The 18,588-nt window shown below is 73.3% G+C and carries 15 protein-coding genes; 12 read left to right on the forward strand and 3 right to left on the reverse strand.

The features are described from left to right. The first annotated feature begins 18 nt into the window (after window positions 1-18). The gene (locus tag ACFCZF_RS04320; RefSeq protein ID WP_376670343.1) at window positions 19-747 is read left to right on the forward strand and encodes a class I SAM-dependent methyltransferase; all 729 of its coding nucleotides are present in this window, start codon (window positions 19-21) and stop codon (window positions 745-747) included. 87 nt (window positions 748-834) lie between these two features. Here ACFCZF_RS04320 and ACFCZF_RS04325 read toward each other — a convergent pair whose 3' ends face one another. Then, window positions 835-2,310 carry an MFS transporter gene (locus ACFCZF_RS04325; protein ID WP_376670344.1) on the reverse strand — a complete coding sequence of 492 codons (1,476 nt, stop codon included), beginning with the start codon at window positions 2,308-2,310 and terminating at the stop codon, window positions 835-837. Window positions 2,311-2,445: 135 nt separating this feature from the next. Between ACFCZF_RS04325 and ACFCZF_RS04330 the strand changes: the two genes are divergently transcribed. The 7 genes from ACFCZF_RS04330 to ACFCZF_RS04360 all read left to right on the forward strand — a co-directional run bounded on the left by ACFCZF_RS04330 (window position 2,446) and on the right by ACFCZF_RS04360 (window position 11,138). Further along, window positions 2,446-3,183, forward strand: coding sequence for a TetR/AcrR family transcriptional regulator (locus ACFCZF_RS04330; protein WP_376670345.1), 738 nt, complete (start codon window positions 2,446-2,448; stop codon window positions 3,181-3,183). A gap of 128 nt (window positions 3,184-3,311) precedes the next feature. Further along, window positions 3,312-4,145, forward strand: a complete 834-nt coding sequence (locus tag ACFCZF_RS04335; RefSeq protein WP_375905224.1) for a M55 family metallopeptidase — start codon at window positions 3,312-3,314, stop codon at window positions 4,143-4,145. Beyond that, on the forward strand, window positions 4,138-5,460 hold the full coding sequence (locus ACFCZF_RS04340) for a M20/M25/M40 family metallo-hydrolase (RefSeq protein WP_376670346.1): 1,323 nt from the start codon (window positions 4,138-4,140) through the stop codon (window positions 5,458-5,460). The genes ACFCZF_RS04335 and ACFCZF_RS04340 overlap by 8 nt, the downstream gene beginning before the upstream one ends. 59 nt (window positions 5,461-5,519) lie before the next feature. Next, window positions 5,520-7,475: a prolyl oligopeptidase family serine peptidase gene (locus ACFCZF_RS04345; protein WP_376670347.1), complete on the forward strand. Its 1,956-nt coding sequence runs from the start codon at window positions 5,520-5,522 to the stop codon at window positions 7,473-7,475. Window positions 7,476-7,480: 5 nt separating this feature from the next. After that, the gene (locus tag ACFCZF_RS04350) at window positions 7,481-8,404 is read left to right on the forward strand and encodes an LD-carboxypeptidase (protein WP_375905297.1); all 924 of its coding nucleotides are present in this window, start codon (window positions 7,481-7,483) and stop codon (window positions 8,402-8,404) included. Between the two features lie 69 nt (window positions 8,405-8,473). Then, window positions 8,474-9,082 (forward strand): GNAT family N-acetyltransferase, encoded by a 609-nt coding sequence (locus tag ACFCZF_RS04355; protein ID WP_376670348.1) that lies wholly within the window; start codon window positions 8,474-8,476, stop codon window positions 9,080-9,082. Between the two features lie 76 nt (window positions 9,083-9,158). After that, a complete protein-coding gene (locus tag ACFCZF_RS04360) occupies window positions 9,159-11,138 on the forward strand; it encodes a DUF5107 domain-containing protein (RefSeq protein ID WP_376670349.1) in 1,980 nt (659 codons plus the stop codon). A gap of 70 nt (window positions 11,139-11,208) precedes the next feature. On the opposite strand, the gene ACFCZF_RS04365 is transcribed toward ACFCZF_RS04360, so the two are convergent. After that, window positions 11,209-11,556, reverse strand: coding sequence for a VOC family protein (locus tag ACFCZF_RS04365; RefSeq protein WP_375905213.1), 348 nt, complete (start codon window positions 11,554-11,556; stop codon window positions 11,209-11,211). An 81-nt stretch (window positions 11,557-11,637) separates the two neighbouring features. Here ACFCZF_RS04365 and ACFCZF_RS04370 point away from each other — a divergent pair, with 81 nt between their 5' ends. Next, window positions 11,638-12,156 (forward strand): phage holin family protein, encoded by a 519-nt coding sequence (locus ACFCZF_RS04370; RefSeq protein ID WP_376670350.1) that lies wholly within the window; start codon window positions 11,638-11,640, stop codon window positions 12,154-12,156. A 91-nt stretch (window positions 12,157-12,247) separates the two neighbouring features. On the opposite strand, the gene ACFCZF_RS04375 is transcribed toward ACFCZF_RS04370, so the two are convergent. Then, window positions 12,248-13,210, reverse strand: coding sequence for an LLM class F420-dependent oxidoreductase (locus tag ACFCZF_RS04375; protein ID WP_375905294.1), 963 nt, complete (start codon window positions 13,208-13,210; stop codon window positions 12,248-12,250). Between the two features lie 168 nt (window positions 13,211-13,378). On the opposite strand from ACFCZF_RS04375, the gene ACFCZF_RS04380 reads away from it, so the two are divergent. Genes ACFCZF_RS04380 through ligD form a run of 3 tightly spaced genes read left to right on the forward strand, consistent with a single transcriptional unit; the run spans window position 13,379 to window position 18,521 of the window. After that, on the forward strand, window positions 13,379-15,751 hold the full coding sequence (locus tag ACFCZF_RS04380; protein ID WP_376670351.1) for an FAD-dependent oxidoreductase: 2,373 nt from the start codon (window positions 13,379-13,381) through the stop codon (window positions 15,749-15,751). Beyond that, window positions 15,748-17,595: a transketolase gene (locus tag ACFCZF_RS04385; RefSeq protein WP_376670352.1), complete on the forward strand. Its 1,848-nt coding sequence runs from the start codon at window positions 15,748-15,750 to the stop codon at window positions 17,593-17,595. The genes ACFCZF_RS04380 and ACFCZF_RS04385 overlap by 4 nt, the downstream gene beginning before the upstream one ends. Continuing rightward, entirely contained in the window at window positions 17,592-18,521 is a 930-nt protein-coding gene (gene ligD / locus ACFCZF_RS04390) for a non-homologous end-joining DNA ligase (RefSeq protein WP_376670353.1), read from the forward strand. The genes ACFCZF_RS04385 and ligD overlap by 4 nt, the downstream gene beginning before the upstream one ends. Window positions 18,522-18,588: the final 67 nt, after the last annotated feature.

Genomic DNA, 18,588 nt, shown 5'->3' on the forward strand with positions numbered 1-18,588 from the left:
GCACCTGGGGAGACGCGCATGAGCGTGACGAGTCGGTACCGGGACGCCTGGGAGAGCTTCTGGAACGAGGCACCCGAGGGCCAAGGAGCGGTGTTCTGGGACGCGGAGCCGATACTGACCGCCGGCCGCCACCTGGCCCACTTCGAGCCGCACCTCACCGATCCCGGCCTGCCGATGATCGACCTCGGCTGCGGCAACGGCACCCAGACCCGCTACTTCGCCGACCGCTTCCCGCATGTCGTCGGCGCCGACCTGAGCGCCGCCGCCCTCGACCACGCCCGGCACGCCGACCCCGCCGGCCAGGCGGCGTACCGGCAACTGGACGCCGCCGACAAGGCCGAGGCGGAGACGCTGCACGCGGAGCTGGGAGACGCCAACGTCTATGTGCGGGGCGTCCTGCACCAGTGCGAGCCCGACGACCGGCAACCGCTGGCCGACGCCCTCGCCGCGCTCCTCGGGGAACGCGGCCGCGCCTTCCTGGTGGAGCCCTCCCAGGCGGCCAAGACCGTGCTGATGGGGCTGGCCCAGGGGCCCGAGGGACCGCCTGCCAAGCTCGCGCCCGTCCTCCGGCACGGCTTGACCCCGGGAGCGGTCCCCGACGAGGCGGTGCCGGAGTACCTCCGCGCGGCCGGACTCACCGTCCTGGCGAGCGGTGAACTGCCGCTGATCACCACGGAGTACACACCGGACGGCACCCGGATCGAGCTGCCGTCGACGTGGGTGGTGGTCGGGCACACGCGGAGCTGAGTGGGCGCGAACGAGTGGTGAGGCGGCGCTTGCCCCTGCCTGAGCGGACACGCGTGGCCGGTCAAGTGTTCTGAGGGCGGGCCCGCGTCAGCCCGCGCTGCGTACTCCGAGGTCGTCGGTACGCTCCTGCGGCACCTCTACCGGTTCGGCCGCCGGAGCCCCCGGCTTCTTGAGGGTGAACGCCAGCAGACCACCGATCACGGAGGCCGCGCCGCCGATCCACATCGCGGTGCGCAGACCGTCCGAGAGGTCCGCCACGGCGGGGGCTTCGCCGGACAGGCCGGCCGTGGCGACCGCGACGAGAACCGCGAGTCCGGCGGCTCCGCCGATGTGCTGCGAGGTGGTGGCCAGCGCCGAGGCGACACCGGCCTCCTGCGGAGCCACACCCGACGCGGCGCAGACGAACATCGCCGGGAACGTGACACCGCCGCCGATACCCCAGATGACCAGGCCGGGGACCAGGGCCCAGAAGGAGGCGCCGGTCGTCATCGGGACGGCCAGCACGATCATGCCGATGCCGTTCACCGCCATGCCGGTGAAGAGCGTGGCGCGCGGGCCCCAGGAGCCGAGGAGCAGGCCCGCCAGCTTCAGGGACGCGCCCATCGAGATGATCGTCAGCGGGACGAAGGCGAGGCCGGCCTCCAGCGCGTCGTAAGCGAGCACGCCCTGGAGGTAGTTGGTGAAGATGTAGTAGGAGCCGCCGAGAGCGCTCTGGAAGACCAGGATGATCAGGATGGCCGTCACGAGGCTGCGGTTGCCGAACAGGCGCATGGGCACCAGCGGGTTGCTGGTCTTGTTCTCCACCATCGCGAAGACGGCGAGGAGCACGACACCGGCGACGATCGAACCGGCACCGCGCAGCGAACCCCAGCCCGCCTCGGGGCCGCTGACCAGACCGAGCACCAGCAGCGACGAACCGGCTGTGGCGAGGATCGCGCCCACGGCGTCGAAGCCGCCCTGAGAGCCGGCGGCGCGCTCGTCGGGAGCGAGGGTGCCGGGAGCGGCGACCGCCGCGAGCAGGGCCAGCGGTACGAGGACGAACAGGACCCACTCCCAGCCCCAGGCATCGGTCAGGACCCCGCCGAGCAGCGCGCCGGCGGCCAGACCGCCACTGCCGCAGGCACCCCAGACCGCGAGTGCCTTGTTGCGCTCGGGGCCTTCGGCGAAGCGCGTGTTGATCAGGGTGAGCGTGGCCGGCGTGAGCAGAGCGGCGCCGAAGCCCTGGATGGCGCGCGCCGTGATCAGCACGCCGGGGGACTCGGCGAAACCGCCGAGGAGGCAGGAGAGGCCGAAGATCACGAGCCCGAGGATGAACATGCGGCGGGCGCCGAGGCGGTCGACCATACGGCCGCCGAAGAGCAGGAATCCGCCGAAGGCTACCGCGTAGGCGCTGACCACCCACTGCAGCGACTGGGCGCCGAAGCCGAGCCCTCCGCCGATTTCCGGAAGAGCGACGAACACGATGTTGTAGTCGACGGCGACGATGAACTGGGCGAACGCCAGCAGCGCGAGCATGAGCCCGGTGCGCCGCTGGGTCCCGGGGGTGGTATCAACCACGGCCATGGCTTCCTTAGTTGGTCGGCACGAACGGCATGGGAACGCCTGAGCGGAAGATGATTTCTGCACGGTGAATTATTACTACACGGCGTTCAATGTTTGCACGGCGTACTGTCGCTCAACGCTGTTAGGCTGTCAAGCATGGGAGACGCGACGACGCAGAGCCGGCGGGCCCGACTGCGGGCCGAGACCACAGCCGAGATCAAGGCGATTGCGCTCACACACATGGCGACCGGCGGCCCGGCGGCCATCTCGCTGCGAGCCATCGCCCGGGAGATGGGCATGACGGCGGGCGCCATCTACAGCTACTTCACCAGCCGCGACGATCTGATCACCGCGCTGACCGCCGACGTGTACGACTCGTTGGCGAACGTGTTGGAGGCCGCACACCGGCACGCGCCGTCGGGGCGCTCCGCGGACAAGGTGCTGGCCCACGCCCACGCCTACCGGGAGTGGGCCATCGCGAACCCCGAGGAGTTCCGCCTCATCTACGGCGACCCGGTCCCGGGTTACAAGGCCCCCGAGGCCGGTGCCGCCCAGGAAGCCGAACACCGTCTGTGCGCCGTGCTCCTCGGGCTGGTCGCCGATGCCTGGCCGCAGGCCGCCGCCTCGCAGGCGGGGTGCGACTACGACTGGTCCGACTTCCAGCCGAGCCTCGCCGTCATGGCCCGGGAGTTGTTTCCGGACCTGCCGCCCGCGGTGGTTGCGCTCTGCCTGCGCGTGTGGAGCCGGATGCACGGGCTGCTCACGCTGGAGGTCTACGGCCACCTGCGGCACCAGGTCCACGAGCCCGGCAAGCTGTACGAGGCTGACATGCACGACCTCATCCGCACGCTCGGACTCGAGGACCACGCAGAAGTGCCGTCGGCCAACGGCTGATACGAACCGGCCGATCTCTTGGAAAGGGCTGGTCGTAGACCGTACGAGGTGACTTCAGTGGTCCGGACCACCGATAGTTGTCCACAGCCCTGGCCGAGGTCGCTGGGCACCACGTACGGTTTCGAGGCATGAAGATCCTCATCAGCGCCGACATGGAAGGCGCCACCGGTGTCACCTGGCCGGCCGACGTGCTGCCGGGGACGCCGCAGTGGGAGCGGTGCCGGTCGATGTTCACCTCGGACGTGAACGCGGCCGTGCTGGGCTTCCTCGACGGCGGTGCCGACGAGGTGCTCGTCAACGAGGCCCACTGGACCATGCGCAACCTGCTCCTGGAGCGGCTCGACGAGCGTACGCAGATGCTCACCGGGCGGCACAAGGCGCTGTCCATGGTGGAGGGCGTCCAGCACGGGGACGTGGACGGCATCGCGTTCGTCGGGTACCACGCGGGCGCCGGTATGGAGGGCGTCCTCGCGCACACCTACCTCGCCAACCAGATCACCGGCGTCTGGCTGAACGACGTACGGGCCAGTGAGGGTCTGCTCAACGCACACGTCGTCGCCGAGTACGGGGTGCCGGTCGTGCTGGTCACCGGGGACGACGTGGCCTGCGAGGACGCGCTCGGGTACGCGCCCGAGGCGCTGAAGGTCGCGGTCAAGGACCATGTGTCGCGGTACGCGGCCGTGTGCCGTACGCCGGCCAGGACCGCCTCCGACATCCGGGCGGCGGCCAAGGAGGCGGCGGCGCTCGCGGTGCGGTACGAGCCGGTGAGCGGCGGGCCGTTCACGGTCGCCGTGGAGTTCGACGCCGAGCACCTGGCGGCGGCCTCGACGGTGGTGCCGGGTGTGGCGAGGGTCGGGGAGCGGAAGGTGGCGTACACCCACGACACCATGTTCGAGGCGATCCGTACCTTCAAGGCGGTCACCACGATCGCCTCGGCCGCGGTGGAGGAGCAGTATGGCTGAGCAGTCCCAGCACGCCGGCGCGGAGGCGCTGGACGAGGTCGTCCGGTTCACCTCCGAGCTGATCCGGATCGACACGACCAACCGGGGCGGCGGCGACTGCCGCGAGCGCCCGGCCGCCGAGTACGCCGCCACGAGGCTCGCCGAGGCCGGGATCGAGCCCACTCTGCTGGAGCGGACCGAGGGCCGCACCAACGTCGTCGCCCGGATCGAGGGCACCGACCCGTCGGCCGGTGCGCTGCTGGTGCACGGGCATCTGGACGTGGTGCCCGCCGAGGCCGCCGACTGGAGCGTGCACCCGTTCTCCGGCGAGATCCGCGACGGCGTCGTCTGGGGGCGCGGCGCCGTCGACATGAAGAACATGGACGCGATGATCCTGGCCGTCGTGCGCGAGTGGGCCCGGCAGGGGGTACGGCCCCGGCGGGACGTCGTCATCGCGTTCACCGCGGACGAGGAGGCCAGCGCCGAGGACGGGTCCGGGTTCCTCGCCGACCGGCACGCGGCGCTGTTCGAGGGTTGTACGGAAGGCGTCAGCGAGTCGGGGGCGTTCACCTTCCACGACGGCGCCGGGCGGCAGTTCTATCCGATCGCCGCCGGCGAGCGCGGCACGGGCTGGGTCAAGCTCACCGCGCGCGGGCGGGCGGGCCACGGTTCCAAGGTGAACCGGGAGAACGCGGTCACCCGGCTCGCGTCGGCGATCACCCGCATCGGCGACCACGAGTGGCCGCTGCGCCTGACCCCGACCGTGCGCGCCGCCCTCACCGAACTCGCCGCCGTCTACGGCATCGAGACCGACCTGCGCGACATCGACACGCTGCTGGACAAGCTCGGGCCCGCCGCGGGGCTGGTCGAGGCCACCGTCCGCAACAGCGGCAACCCGACCATGCTGGACGCCGGTTACAAGGTCAACGTCATCCCGGGCGAGGCCGTCGCCTACGTCGACGGGCGCTTCCTGCACGGCTGCGAGGACGAGTTCCGCAGTACCCTCGACCGGCTCACCGGGCCTGACGTGGACTGGGAGTTCGCCCACCGCGAGGTCGCCCTCCAGGCGCCGGTGGACTCGCCGGCGTACGCCAGGATGCGTGCAGCCGTCGAGGAGTTCGCCCCGGAGGGGCACGTGGTGCCGTACTGCATGTCCGGCGGCACGGACGCCAAGCAGTTCTCGCGGCTCGGTATCACCGGCTACGGATTCGCGCCGCTGAAGCTGCCCGAGGGCTTCGATTACCAGGCCCTCTTCCACGGCGTCGACGAACGCGTCCCCGTCGAGGCGCTGCACTTCGGCGTCCGCGTCCTCGACCGTTTCCTGCGCACGGCGTAGCGGCCGGGCCTCAGCAGGGCCCGCTCGACAAGCATCTGGAGGAGAAAGTGGGGGAGTCGGTGCGGACTCTGCCGTACGGATCGTGGCCCTCGCCCATCGACGCGGCCCTCGCCGCCGCGCACGACGGGCGCCCCGACGACGTGGCCTTCGTCGGCGAGGAGGTGTGGTGGACCGCGCCCCGGCCCATCGAGGGCGGTCGGCGCACGCTGGTGCGGCGGCATCCCGACGGCGCCGAGGAACCGGTGCTGCCCGCTCCGTGGAACGTGCGCAGCCGCGTCATCGAGTACGGCGGCCGGCCCTGGGCCGCGCTCATGACCGACACCGGGCCGCTGGTGGTCTTCGTGAACTTCGCCGACCAGCGGCTGTACGCCTACGAGCCGGGCGGCGGAGAGCCGCGCCCGCTGACGCCCGTCTCCCCGGTGGGCGGCGGGCTGCGCTGGGCGGAGCCGGACGTGCGTGGCGAGCGCGGCGAGGTGTGGTGCGTCCTGGAGGAGTTCACCGGTGACGGGCCGAGCGATGTGCGCCGGGTCCTGGCTGCGGTGCCGCTGGACGGCTCGGCGGCCGACGAACGGGAAGCGGTCCGCGAACTCACCGGCGCCCGGCACCGCTTCGTCACCGGCCCCCGCGTCTCGCCCGACGGGCGGCGCGCCGCCTGGCTCGCCTGGGACCACCCGCGCATGCCCTGGGACGGCACCGAACTGGTCGTGGCCGAGATCGGCCCCGACGGTACGTTCCGGGACGCCCGGACGGTCGCCGGCGGGCCCGAGGAGTCCATCGCCCAGGCGGACTGGGCGCCCGACGGTGCTCTGCTCCACGCCTCCGACCGCACCGGCTGGTGGAACCTCTACCGCGACGGCCGGCCGCTCTGCGCCCGCGGGGAGGAGTTCGGCGGGCCGCTGTGGAAGCTCGGGCAGCGCTGGTTCGCCCCGCTGGACAGCGGCCTGATCGCCGTCGTGCACGGCCGCGGCGCCACCGCCCTCGGCATACTCGACCCCGAGACCGGTGAGGTCGTCGACGCCGCGGGCCCCTGGACCGAGTTCGCGGCGACCCTCGCCGCGCACGGCGAGGTAGTCGTGGCCGTCGGCGCGAGCCCGCGCAGCGCCTTCGAGGTGGTCGAGCTCGACGCCCGTACCGGCCGCGCCCGGGTGGTCGGCGCCCGGCACGACGACGCGGTGGACCCGGCGTACTACCCCGACCCGCGGATCCGCACCTTCACCGGACCCGCCGGGCGCGAGATCCACGCCCACCTCTATCCGCCGCACCACCCCGGCTGCCGCGCACCGGACGGTGAGCTGCCGCCGTACGTGGTCTGGGCGCACGGCGGGCCCACCAGCCGGTCTCCCCTCGTACTGGACCTGGAGATCGCCTACTTCACCTCGCGCGGCATCGGCGTCGCGGAGGTCAACTACGGCGGCTCCACGGGGCACGGCCGGGAGTACCGCAACCGGCTGCGCGAGCAGTGGGGCGTGGTCGACGTCGAGGACTGCGCCGCCGTCGCCCTCGCCCTGGCCGGCGAGGGCACCGCCGACCGGGAGCGGCTCGCCGTGCGCGGTGGCAGCGCGGGTGGCTGGACGGCCGCCGCCTCGCTGGCCACGACCGACGTCTACGCCTGCGGCACGGTCAGCTACCCGATCCTCGACCTGACCGGCTGGGGCACGGGGGAGACCCACGACTTCGAGTCGAAGTACCTGGAGAGCCTCATCGGCCCGTACGCCGAGGTGCCCGCCCGGTACGTCGAGCGGTCGCCCGCCGAGCACGCCGACCGCGTCACCGCGCCGTTCCTGCTGCTCCAAGGGCTGGACGACGTGATCTGCCCGCCCGTGCAGTGCGAGCGGTTCCTCGCCCGCATGGCGGGCCGGGGAGTGCCGCACGCGTACCTCACCTTCGAGGGCGAGGGGCACGGGTTCCGCCGGGCGGAGACCATGGTGCGCGCTCTGGAGGCCGAACTCTCCCTCTACTCCCAGGTCTTCGGTCTGAATCCGCGCGGCATCCCGACCCTGGCGCTGGACCGGTGACGAGGGTGGGAGACCTGACCCGGCCGGCCCGGCTCGCCCCCGGCGCCCGGGTGGCCGTCGTCGCGCCCAGTGGGCCCGTGCCCGAGGAGCGGCTTCAGGCGGGCCTGGACGTGCTGCGCGGCTGGGACCTCGACCCGGTCGTGGCCCCGCACGTCCTGGACCGGCACGACACCTTCCACTACCTCGCGGGCGCCGACGCCGACCGGGCCGCCGACCTCCAGGCCGCCTGGTGCGACCCGTCCGTGGACGCGGTGCTGTGCGCCCGCGGCGGGTACGGCGTGCAGCGCCTGACCGACCTGCTCGACTGGGAGGCGATGCGCGCGGCCGGGCCGAAGGTGTTCGTCGGCTTCAGCGACATCACCGCGCTGCACGAGGCGTTCGCCACCCGGCTGGGCCTGGTCACACTGCACGGTCCGATGGCCGCGGGGATCGACTTCCTGAAGAACGCGCGGGCGCAGGAGCATCTGCGGGCCACCCTGTTCGCTCCGGAGACGGTCCGCGTGATCGCCTCCGGTGGCACGCCGATGGTCCCCGGCCGGGCGCGCGGCGTCACCCTCGGCGGCTGCCTGTGCCTGCTCGCCGCCGAACTGGGCACCCCGCACGCCCGTCCCTCCGCGCGCGGCGGCCTGCTGTGCCTGGAGGACGTGGGGGAGGAGACGTACCGGCTGGACCGCTACCTCACCCAGCTGCTGCGCGCCGGCTGGCTCGACGGGGTCGGCGGGGTGCTGCTCGGCTCGTGGCACGCGTGCGAGCCCTACGAGCGGCTGCGGCCGATGCTGGCCGACCGGCTCGGCGGACTCGGCGTGCCGGTCGTCGAGGACTTCGGCTTCGGCCACTGCGAGGGGGCGCTGACCGTCCCGTTCGGCGTAACGGCGGAACTGGACGCGGACGCGGGCACCTTGACGCTGGACCGGCCGGCACTGCGCTGACCGCTGTGCCGGCTGACCACTGCGCCGACGAGGCCCGCGCGCGGCGACACGGCGTCGTAGGCTGGCGAAATGCCGCACAACGCATCCCGCCACCTCGCCGAAGGCCCTCGCGTGGGCATACGGCACTTCACCTACGAGGACGGCGCCGAGTTCACCGCCCGGGCCCGGGAGAGCAAGGACCTGCACCACCCGTGGCTCTTCCCGCCGGACAGCGCCCAGGCGTACGAGGCCTACGCCGCCCGGCTGATCGAGGACCCGACGAAGGCCGGGTTCCTGCTGTGCGAGAAGGACGGGGCGGAGGGCGGCTCCATCGCCGGGTTCGTCAACATCAACAACATCGTCGAGGGCGGCTTCCTCAGCGGCGCGCTCGGCTACGGCGCCTTCGCGCACGCGGCGGGGCGCGGGCTGATGCGCGAGGGGCTGGACCTCGTCGTGCGGTACGCGTTCGGACCGATGCGGCTGCACCGGCTGGAGATCAACGTGCAGCCGGGCAACGCCGCCTCGATCGGGCTGGCCCGCGCCTGCGGCTTCCACCTGGAGGGCTTCTCCCCGAGGATGCTCTACATCGACGGGGCCTGGCGCGACCACCAGCGCTGGGCGATCACCGCCGAGACCGTGACTTCCCCGCGTCGACCGCACGACCCTGTGCCGCCGCCGACACGGCACCCAGCGAATTAAACGTGAGCGACGTCGCGCGAACGTGACCGGCGGCGCCCCTGTTCACGGCACCGGTGAGCGGCTTCCATGGGGAAGCGTGACGACGATCCGACGTGAGGTACTGAGCCTGCCCGCCGCGCCGCTGGGACCGGACAACCCCCTGCCGCCGTTGCGCCCCCTGGACGAGGCCCACCGCATCGACGAACGCGACCGGGCCGGCCTGCCGCGCGACATGGCCCGCCAGGTCGACTACGAGCCACTGCGCAGCCTGCTGCCCGTGCGGGTCCGGGACGGCTACGACCGGCGGCGCGAGGCCCGGCAGGTCGACGCCCTCGTCATCGAGAACGACCGGCTGCGGGCCACCGTCCTGCCCGGCCTCGGCGGCCGCATCGCCTCCCTCCACCACAAGCCGACCGACCGCGAGCTCCTCTACGTCAACCCCGTGCTCCAGCCCGCCAACTTCGCCCTCAACGGCGCCTGGTTCTCCGGCGGCATCGAATGGAACATCGGCGCCACCGGCCACACCACCCTGTCCTGCTCGCCCGTGCACGCCGCCCGCGTGCCCGCCCCCGACGGCGGAGAGATGCTGCGCCTGTGGGAGTGGGAACGGCTGCGCGACCTGCCCTTCCAGGTCGACCTGTGGTTGCCGGAGGGCTCCGACTTCCTCCACGTCGGCGTCCGTATCCGCAACCCGCACGAGCGCCCGGTGCCGACGTACTGGTGGTCCAACATCGCCGTGCCCGAGGAGCGGCGCGTCCTCGCCCCGGCCGACGAGGCCTATCACTTCGGCTACGAGCGGCGCCTGCGCCGGGTGCCCGTCCCGTCGTACGGCGGAGCCGACCGGACGTACCCGCTGAACAGCACGTACGCCGCCGACTACTTCTACGAGGTGCCGGATGGCCGGCGCCGCTGGATCGCCGCGCTCGACGAGCACGGCCACGGGCTGGCGCAGACGTCCACCGACGTGCTGCGCGGCCGCAAGCTGTTCGTGTGGGGCACGGGCCCCGGCGGGCGGCGCTGGCAGGAGTGGCTCACCGAGCCCGGTACCGGCGGCTACTGCGAGATCCAGGCCGGGCTCGCCCGCACCCAGTTGGAACACGTCAGGCTGGAGGCGGAGAGCGAGGTGTCCTGGCTGGAGGCCTACGGGCCGCTCGACGCGGCACCCGAGGGCGAGTGGCACGCCGTACTGCGCGGCGCCGAGGAGCGACTGGAGGCGGTACTGCCGCGCGCCGACGTCGACGCGGCGTACCGGGCCTGGCAGCCGTACGCCGACGCCGAGCCGGGCGAGACCCTCGCGACCGGGTCGGGCTGGGGTGCGCTCGAAGTGCTGCGCGCGGGCTGGAAGCTGCCCGGCACGCCCTTCGAGGAGAACACCCTCGGCGACGAGCAGCGGCCCTGGCTGCACCTGCTGCGCGCAGGGTCCCTGCCCGAACCGGGGCACCACGAACCGCCCGGGGACACGCTGGTCGCCCGGCCCTGGCGGGACATGCTGGAGACCACGGCCGCCACACCGCTCGCCGAGTACCACCTCGGCGTCGCCCAGTGGCACGGCGACGACCGGGCCCAGGCGGTGCGCAGTTGGGAGCGCGGCCTGAAGACCGCCGCCGCCGGCTGGCCGCTGCTGCGCTGCCTCGCCGTCGCCGACCGGGAGGACGGCCACCACGAGCGGGCCGCCGACCGGTACGCCGAGGCCTTCGACGACCTGTGCGAGCGACCGCGCGAGCGGCGGGAGGAGACGGACGTCCGCGTTGACGACGCGGAGCGGACGGCCGTCGCCGCCGCGCTCGGCCGTGAGGCGATCGAGGCACTGCTCGCCGTCGGGCGCACGGCGGACGCCCGTGCCGTGTGGGATCGGCTGGACCCCGAGACCCGGGCCCGCGGCCGGTTCCGGCTGACCGAGGCGGAACTGCTGGCCGCCGAGGACCGGCGCGAGGCGGCGCGGGCCGTCTTCGACGAGGGCTTCGAGGTCGCCGACCTGCGGGAGGGCGCGGAGAGCATCGGCCGGCTGTGGGCCCGGCTCGACGACGAACCGCTCCCGGCCCGGCACGACTTCCGGATGCGGCCGGACGAGGGGTGAGCCCGCCGCCCCGCCGCTGCCCCAGCAGGCCGAGCTGCCCCCGTTGCTCCAGCTGCCCCCGCCGGCCCCGCTAACCCCGCCGGTCCACGTACTCGTAGATCGCCCCGTCCGGGTGCCGGGCGATCAGGTTGCGGCCCGCGGGGGTCGGGACCGGACCCGCGATGACGTCCGCGCCCAGCGAGGTGAGGACCCGATGGGTCTCCTCGACGTCCGTCACGGCGATCGTCGCGGCGACCTTGCGCAACACCTCGAGCTGGGACTCGGGCCCGCTCATCAGCAGGAAGCAGCCGACCGCGGCGACTTCGACACCGCCGCGTTCGAAGCGGTGGGCCCGGCCGCCGGCCAGACCTTCGTAGAAGGGGATCGCCTTGTCCAGGTCGTCGACGTAGATGCGCAGTGTGGCTCCCAGAATGTCCATGCGGACGAGCCTAGTTGGGAGCGGCGGGGTCTCACTCACGGTCCCGCCCATGGAAGTTCCGCCCGCGGGTACCCGCAACGTATGGACCGCATGGATCACTTGGAACACCTGGACAAGCATCTGGTCGACGAACTGGCGCAGGTGGCACGCGAGACCGTGCGCGACGAGCTGCGTGAACAGACGCGCAAGCAGCGCCGCAAGGCCACGCTGTACGCCGCGTCCGGTGCCGCCGCCCTGTACGCGGGTGCCGCCCTCGCGCTCACCGTGGGCCTGGCCCTCGCCGTAGGGCTGCCGGACTGGGCCGCCGCGCTGATCACGGCCGCCCTCCTGGGCGTCGCGGCCTACCTGCTGCGCGGCGCGGCCCGGCCCCACGCGTCCCGGCCGGGGGCCACCCACGACCACACCGTCGGTGGCGGTGCACCGGGCGTGCCGCCCAGCGGGCTCGGCATGCCGTACCCGCCGATGCCGCCCGTCGCGCCCGGCGGCGTCGGCGGCGCGACCGGCGCCCCGGGAGCGGGCACGCCCGCCCCGGGCGGTACCGGGCCGGCGGCGCCGCGCCAGGACGACATCGACCCCGAGGCCCCGCACGGCCGCGGCTGACCGGCCGCGGGCCGGAACGCGCAGGCCAGAGCCACGCCCCCCGGACACGCGTCCGGGGGGCGTCACGCTGCCGCGGGGCGGGCCGCGCGGGTCAGGCGCCCTGCTGGAGTTGCGGAAGCACCTTCGTACGGTAGAAGTCGAAGAAGCCGCGCAGGTCGGGGCCGATCTGGTTGACGTAGACGCGGTCGAAGCCGGCGTCGGCGAACTCCTTGAGTTCCGCGACGTGCTCGTCCACGTCGTCGCCGCACACCCGGTTGTCCCGGACCATGTCCTCGGTGACGAGGGTCTGCGCCTGCTCGAAGTGGATCGGCGAAGGCAGCACCTGGCCCAGCTCGCCCGGCAGCTGCTCGTTGGCCCACAGCCGGTGCACGGTCCGGACCGCCTCGTCCCGGTCGGTGTCGTAGCAGACCTTGGTGCCCCCGCTGACCAGCTTCCCGCCGCCCCCGCCCTTGCGGTACTGCTCCACCATCGAGGTGTCCGGCATCATCGTGATGTAGCCGTCGCCGACCCGCGACGCCAGTTTGGTCGCCGCCGGGCCGAAACCGGAGATGTCGATCGGGACGGGCTCGTCCGGGACCGTGTACAGGCGGGCGTTCTCCACCGTGTAGTGCGTGCCGTGGTGGTTGACCTCCTCGCCGGTGAACAGCCGGCGCATGATCAGGATGGCCTCCTCCAGCATCTCCAGGCGTACGTGCGCGGCCGGCCAGGCGTCACCGAAGATGTGCTCGTTGAGCGCCTCGCCGGTGCCGACGCCGAGCCGGAAACGGCCGTCCGTCATCACCGCGCTGGTCGCGGCGGCCTGCGCCACCACCGCCGGGTGGATACGCACGGTCGGACAGGTCACCGCCGTCTCGATGGGCAGGGACACCGCGTCGGACAGCGCGCCGATCACCGACCACACGAACGGGCTCTGCCCCTGCTCGCCGTTCCAGGGGTGGTAGTGGTCCGAGATCCACAGCGCCTGGAATCCGGCCTGCTCGGCCATCCGCGCCTGCTCGATCAGTTCCGCCGGGCCGTACTGCTCGCACGAGAGGAAATAGCCGTACTCGGGCATGAGGGGTTGCCTCCGGGACATGGGCTGGTGGGTCCCGGCCCGGGTACCCGGGCGCCCGGCCGGAAACCGGCGGCGCGGGGCGTCGCACGGGCCCGGCGGACGTTTGGGTGCCCTGGCCAGGGGGACGCGGAAGGCTCACGAGGTACGCGACAGCCCGGAGGCGAAACCGTGAGCCGACCCCGCATCGTGATCGTCGGTGCCGGCTTCGCCGGGTACCGGACGGCCCGCACCCTGTCCCGGCTCACCCGGCACCAGGCCGACATCACCCTGCTCAACCCGACCGACTACTTCCTCTACCTGCCCCTGCTGCCCCAGGTCGCCGCCGGAGTCCTGGAACCGCGCCGGGTCAGCGTGTCCCTCTCGGGCACCCTGCCGCGCGTCCGGCTGGTGCTCGGCGAGGCCGACGGCATCGACCTCGACGGACGGACCGTGCGCTACACCGACCCGGAGGGCGGCGAGGGCACCCTGTCCTACGACCGGCTGGTGCTCGCCGCGGGCAGCGTCAACAAGCTGCTGCCCATTCCGGGCGTCGCCGAGCACGCCCACGGCTTCCGCGGGCTGCCGGAGGCGCTGTATCTGCGTGATCACGTCACCCGGCAGGTGGAACTGGCCGCCGCTGCCGGCGACCGCGAGGAGTGCGCCGCCCGGTGCACCTTCGTCGTGGTCGGCGCCGGATACACCGGCACCGAGGTCGCCGCGCACGGTCAGATGTACACCGACGCGCAGGTCCGCAAGCATCCGATGCGCACCGGCATGCGGCCCCGCTGGATGCTGCTGGACGTGGCGCCCCGGGTCCTGCCCGAGATGGACGAACGGCTCTCCCGCACCGCCGAGCGGGTACTGCGGCAGCGGGGCGTCGACGTGCGGATGGGGACCTCCGTGAAGGAGGCCACGCACGACGGGGTCCTGCTGACCGACGGTACGAGTGTCGACACGCGCACGCTGGTGTGGTGCGTGGGCGTGCGGCCCGATCCCCTGGTGGAGTCCCTCGGGCTGCCCATGGAACGCGGCCGGCTGCTCGTCGACCCGCACCTCCAGGTGCCGGGGCGGCCCGAGCTGTTCGCGTGCGGTGACGTGGCCGCGGTGCCCGACCTGCACCAGCCCGGCCAGTACACGCCGATGACCGCGCAGCACGCCTGGCGGCACGGCAAGGTCTGCGCCCAGAACGTCGCCGCTTCGCTCGGCATCGGCGAACGGCGGGTCTACCGCCACCGTGACATGGGGTTCGTCGTCGACCTCGGCGGCGCGAAGGCCGCCGCCAACCCGCTCGGCCTGCCGATGTCCGGCCCGGCGGCGGGCGCGGTCACCCGCGGCTACCACCTCGCGGCGATGCCCGGCAACCGGGTCCGGGTCGCCGCGGACTGGCTGCTCGACGCGGTACTGCCCCGTCAGGCCGTCCAGTTGGGCCTCGTACGGTCCTGGTCCGTGCCGCTGGAGTCGGCGTCGCCTGAGGTGGCGCGGGTGCCGGGCAAGAAGCGGTCGGCCGAGGAACAGTCCGGCGCGGATCGGCAGGCCGAGGGACACCCGGGCAAGCACCGGTCCGGTACGGATCGGCCGGGCAAGGGGAAGCCGGCCCAGGACCAGGCCGACAAGGGCCGCCCTGGTGCCGAACCCGCGAAGAATCAGTCGGGTGGTGAGCCCGCGAAGGATCAGCCGGGTGGTGGCAGCGGCGGGAGCCGCCTCGGTGGCGAGCCTGCCAAGGGCCAGCCGGGTGGTGAGCCCGCGAAGGTTCAGTCGGGTGGTGGCAGCGGCGGGAGCCGCCTCGGTGGCGAGCCTGCCAAGGGCCAGCCGGGTGGTGAGCCCGCGAAGGATCAGCCGGGTGGTGGCAGCGGCGGGAGCCGCCTCGGTGGCGAGCCTGCCAAGGGCCAGCCGGGTGGTGAGCGCGCGAAGGATCAGTCGGGTGGTGGCAGTGGCGGGAGCCGCCTCGGTGGCGAGCCCCCCAAGGGCCAGCCGGGTGGTGAGCGCGCGAAGGTTCAGTCGGGTGGTGGCAGCGGCGGGAGCCGCCTCGGTGGCGAGCCCGCCAAGAACCAGCCGGGTGGGGAGCCTGCCAAGAACCAGCCCGGCGGTGAGCCCGCCAAGAACCAGCCGGACGGTGAGCCCGCGAAGAGCAGGTCGGGCGGTGGACCCGCGAAGAATCAGCCCGGCGGCGAACCGGGCAAGAGCCGACCCGGCGGTGGACCGGCCGGGAGTCAGCCCGGTGGTGAGCAGCCTGCCAAGGGCGGCACAGCCGGTGCCTCCGCCAAGTCCCGCCCCGCCCGTGCGCCCGCCAAGCCGCCGTCCACCGCGGCGCCCGCCAAGCCGCCCTCCGCCAACGCGCCCGCGGAGCCTCGGCGGCCGGGAGTGGCGCCCGGCAAGCCCCGGCCCGGCGGCGGGGCGACCGGGAAGCCCCGGCCCCCCGCCGGTGCGACGCCCGCCCGGTCCGCCGGTGCGCCCGGTGACCCCGGCCCCGAACCCCCGGCGGACCAGCCGCCCCCCGGACCCGACATCGCCCCCGGCCCCGTCAAGCGTTCCGACCGCCGGGCCGCAGAAGGAGACTCATGAACACCGGTGAACTCGTCGACCTCGGACAGCAGCTGCGCGTCGACAGCGTACGGACGTCCGCCGCCGCGGGCTCCGGACACCCGACGTCCTCGATGTCCGCCGCGGACCTGATGGCCGTACTCCTCGCCAACCACCTCCGCTACGACTTCGAGCGCCCCGCCCACCCCGGCAACGACCGCTTCGTCCTCTCCAAGGGACACGCCTCACCCCTCCTCTACTCGGCCTACAAGGCGGCCGGCGCCATCGACGACGAGGAGCTGCTGACCTTCCGCAAGCTGGGCAGCCGCCTGGAGGGGCACCCCACGCCGCAGCGGCTGCCGTGGGTCGAGACGGCCACCGGTTCGCTGGGCCAGGGGCTGCCCGTCGGCGTCGGCATCGCGCTGTCCGGCAAGCGGCTGGACCACGCCGACTACCGGGTGTGGGTGCTGTGCGGCGACAGCGAGATGGCCGAGGGGTCGGTGTGGGAGGCCGCCGAGCACGCCGGGTACGAGCAGCTCGACAACCTCACCGTGATCGTCGACGTCAACCGGCTCGGCCAGCGCGGTCAGACCCGGCACGGTCACGACCTCGACGCGTACGCGCGCCGTTTCCGTGCCTTCGACTGGCACACGATCGAGATCGACGGCCACGACGTCGACGCCATCGACCGCGCCTACGGCGAGGCCCAGTCCACCAAGGGCCAGCCCACCGCGATCATCGCCCGCACCCTCAAGGGCAAGGGCGTCGAGGCCGTGGAGGACCGCGAGGGCCAGCACGGCAAGCCGCTGCCGGAGGCCGAGGAGGCGATCGCCGAACTCGGCGGGCCGCGCGACCTCACCGTCCGGGTACAGGAGCCGCCGTCCGCACGGGCACTGCACTCGGCCGGCACCGGACAGACCGAGCTGCCCCGCTACGACAAGGGCGACGAGGTCGCCACCCGCAACGCCTTCGGAGAGGCGCTCGCCGCACTCGGCACCGCCCGCGGCGACGTCGTCGCCCTCGACGGCGAGGTCGGTGACTCCACCCGCGCCGAGTTCTTCGCCAAGGAACACCCCGAGCGCTACTTCGAGTGCTACATCGCCGAGCAGCAGATGGTCGCCACCGCGGTGGGCATGGCGGCACGCGGCTGGGTGCCGTACGCCACCACCTTCGCCGCCTTCCTGACCCGCGCCCACGACTTCGTGCGCATGGCGTCCGTCAGCGGCGCCGGCATCAACCTCGTCGGCTCCCACGCGGGCGTAGCCATCGGCCAGGACGGGCCGAGTCAGATGGGCCTGGAGGACCTCGCGATGATGCGGGCCATCCACGGCTCGACCGTGCTCTACCCGTGCGACGCCAACCAGACCGCCCGCCTCGTCGCCGAGATGGCCGGCCTGGAAGGCATCCGCTACCTGCGCACCTCGCGCGGCGAGAGCAAGGTGATCTACAGCCCCGACGAGGAGTTCCCCGTCGGCGGCAGCAAGGTGCTGCGCTCCTCCGACCGCGACCGGCTGACCGTCGTCGCGGCCGGCGTCACCCTGCACGAGGCGCTCGCCGCGGCCGACGCCCTGGAGCAGGAGGGCATCCCGGTCCGGGTGATCGACCTGTACTCGGTCAAGCCCGTGGACCGTGCCACCCTGCGCGAGGCCGCCGAGGACACCGGCTGTCTGGTGACCGTGGAGGACCACCGCCAGGAGGGCGGCATCGGCGACGCCGTCCTCGACGCGTTCTGCGACGGACGGCCCGTGCCCCGCCTCGTCCGGCTCGCCGTCGGGACGATGCCGGGTTCCGCGACCCCGGCCGAGGAACTGCACGCCGCGGGGATCGACGCCGAGTCCGTCGCGGCGGCCGGACGGATGCTGGTGGAGCAGGCGATCGTCCGGTGAGCGCGGACGCCGTACGGACCGTCCGGGCCGGCCGGCACACGGTGGAGGTCCACCGGCCCGACAAGGTGCTGTTCCCCAAGGGCGACGGCGGCGCGCAGGAGTACACCAAGGGTGATCTCGTCGACTACCACCGTGCCGTCGCCCCGTTCATGCTGCCGCACCTGCGGGGTCGCCCACTGATGCTGGAGCGGCACCCGGACGGCGTCGACGGGCCGCGGTTCATGCAGAAGAACACTCCGGAGCACTACCCGGACTGGGTCAGCCGCGTCGAGGTGGGCAAGGAGGGCGGCACCGTCTGCCACACCGTCTGCGACGACTCCGCCACCCTCCTCTACCTCGCCGACCAGGCCGCCCTCACGCTGCACCGCTGGCTGTCCCGGGCCGGGCGGATCGACCGGCCGGACCGGATGGTCTTCGACCTCGACCCGGCCGGCGACGACTTCGAGGCGGTACGGGAGGCGGCCCGGCTCCTGGGCGAGCTGCTCGACGAGCTGAAGCTGCCCTCGGGCCTCATGACCACCGGATCCCGTGGGCTCCACGTGGTCGTTCCGCTGAATGCCCGTCAGGACTTCGACGGCGTACGTGAGTTCGCTCGGGACGTCGCCGAGGTCCTGGCCGCGGACCGTCCAGACCGGCTCACCACCGCCGCCCGCAAGAAGGACCGCGGCGACCGGCTGTACCTGGACATCCAGCGCAACGCCTACGCACAGACCGCGGTCGCCCCCTTCACCGTCCGCGCCCGGCCCGGCGCGCCCGTGGCCACGCCCATCTCATGGGACCAACTGGACGACCCCGCGCTGCACGCCCGCCGCTGGACGATCGCGGACGCCGTCGACCAGGCGCGCACCGAGCCCTGGGCCGGGATCATGAATCGCGCCCGTGCCCTGGGCCCCGCCCGGCGACGGCTGAACGCGCTGCGCGGCTGACCGCCGCAAGCGGCCGAGCCGGCCCGCAGGCGCGCAGGGACGTAGGCGGACAGGGACGTGGGCGGCT

Origin of the sequence: Streptomyces sp. NPDC056296 (assembly GCF_042268605.1) — a bacterium.
Classification (GTDB): domain Bacteria; phylum Actinomycetota; class Actinomycetes; order Streptomycetales; family Streptomycetaceae; genus Streptomyces.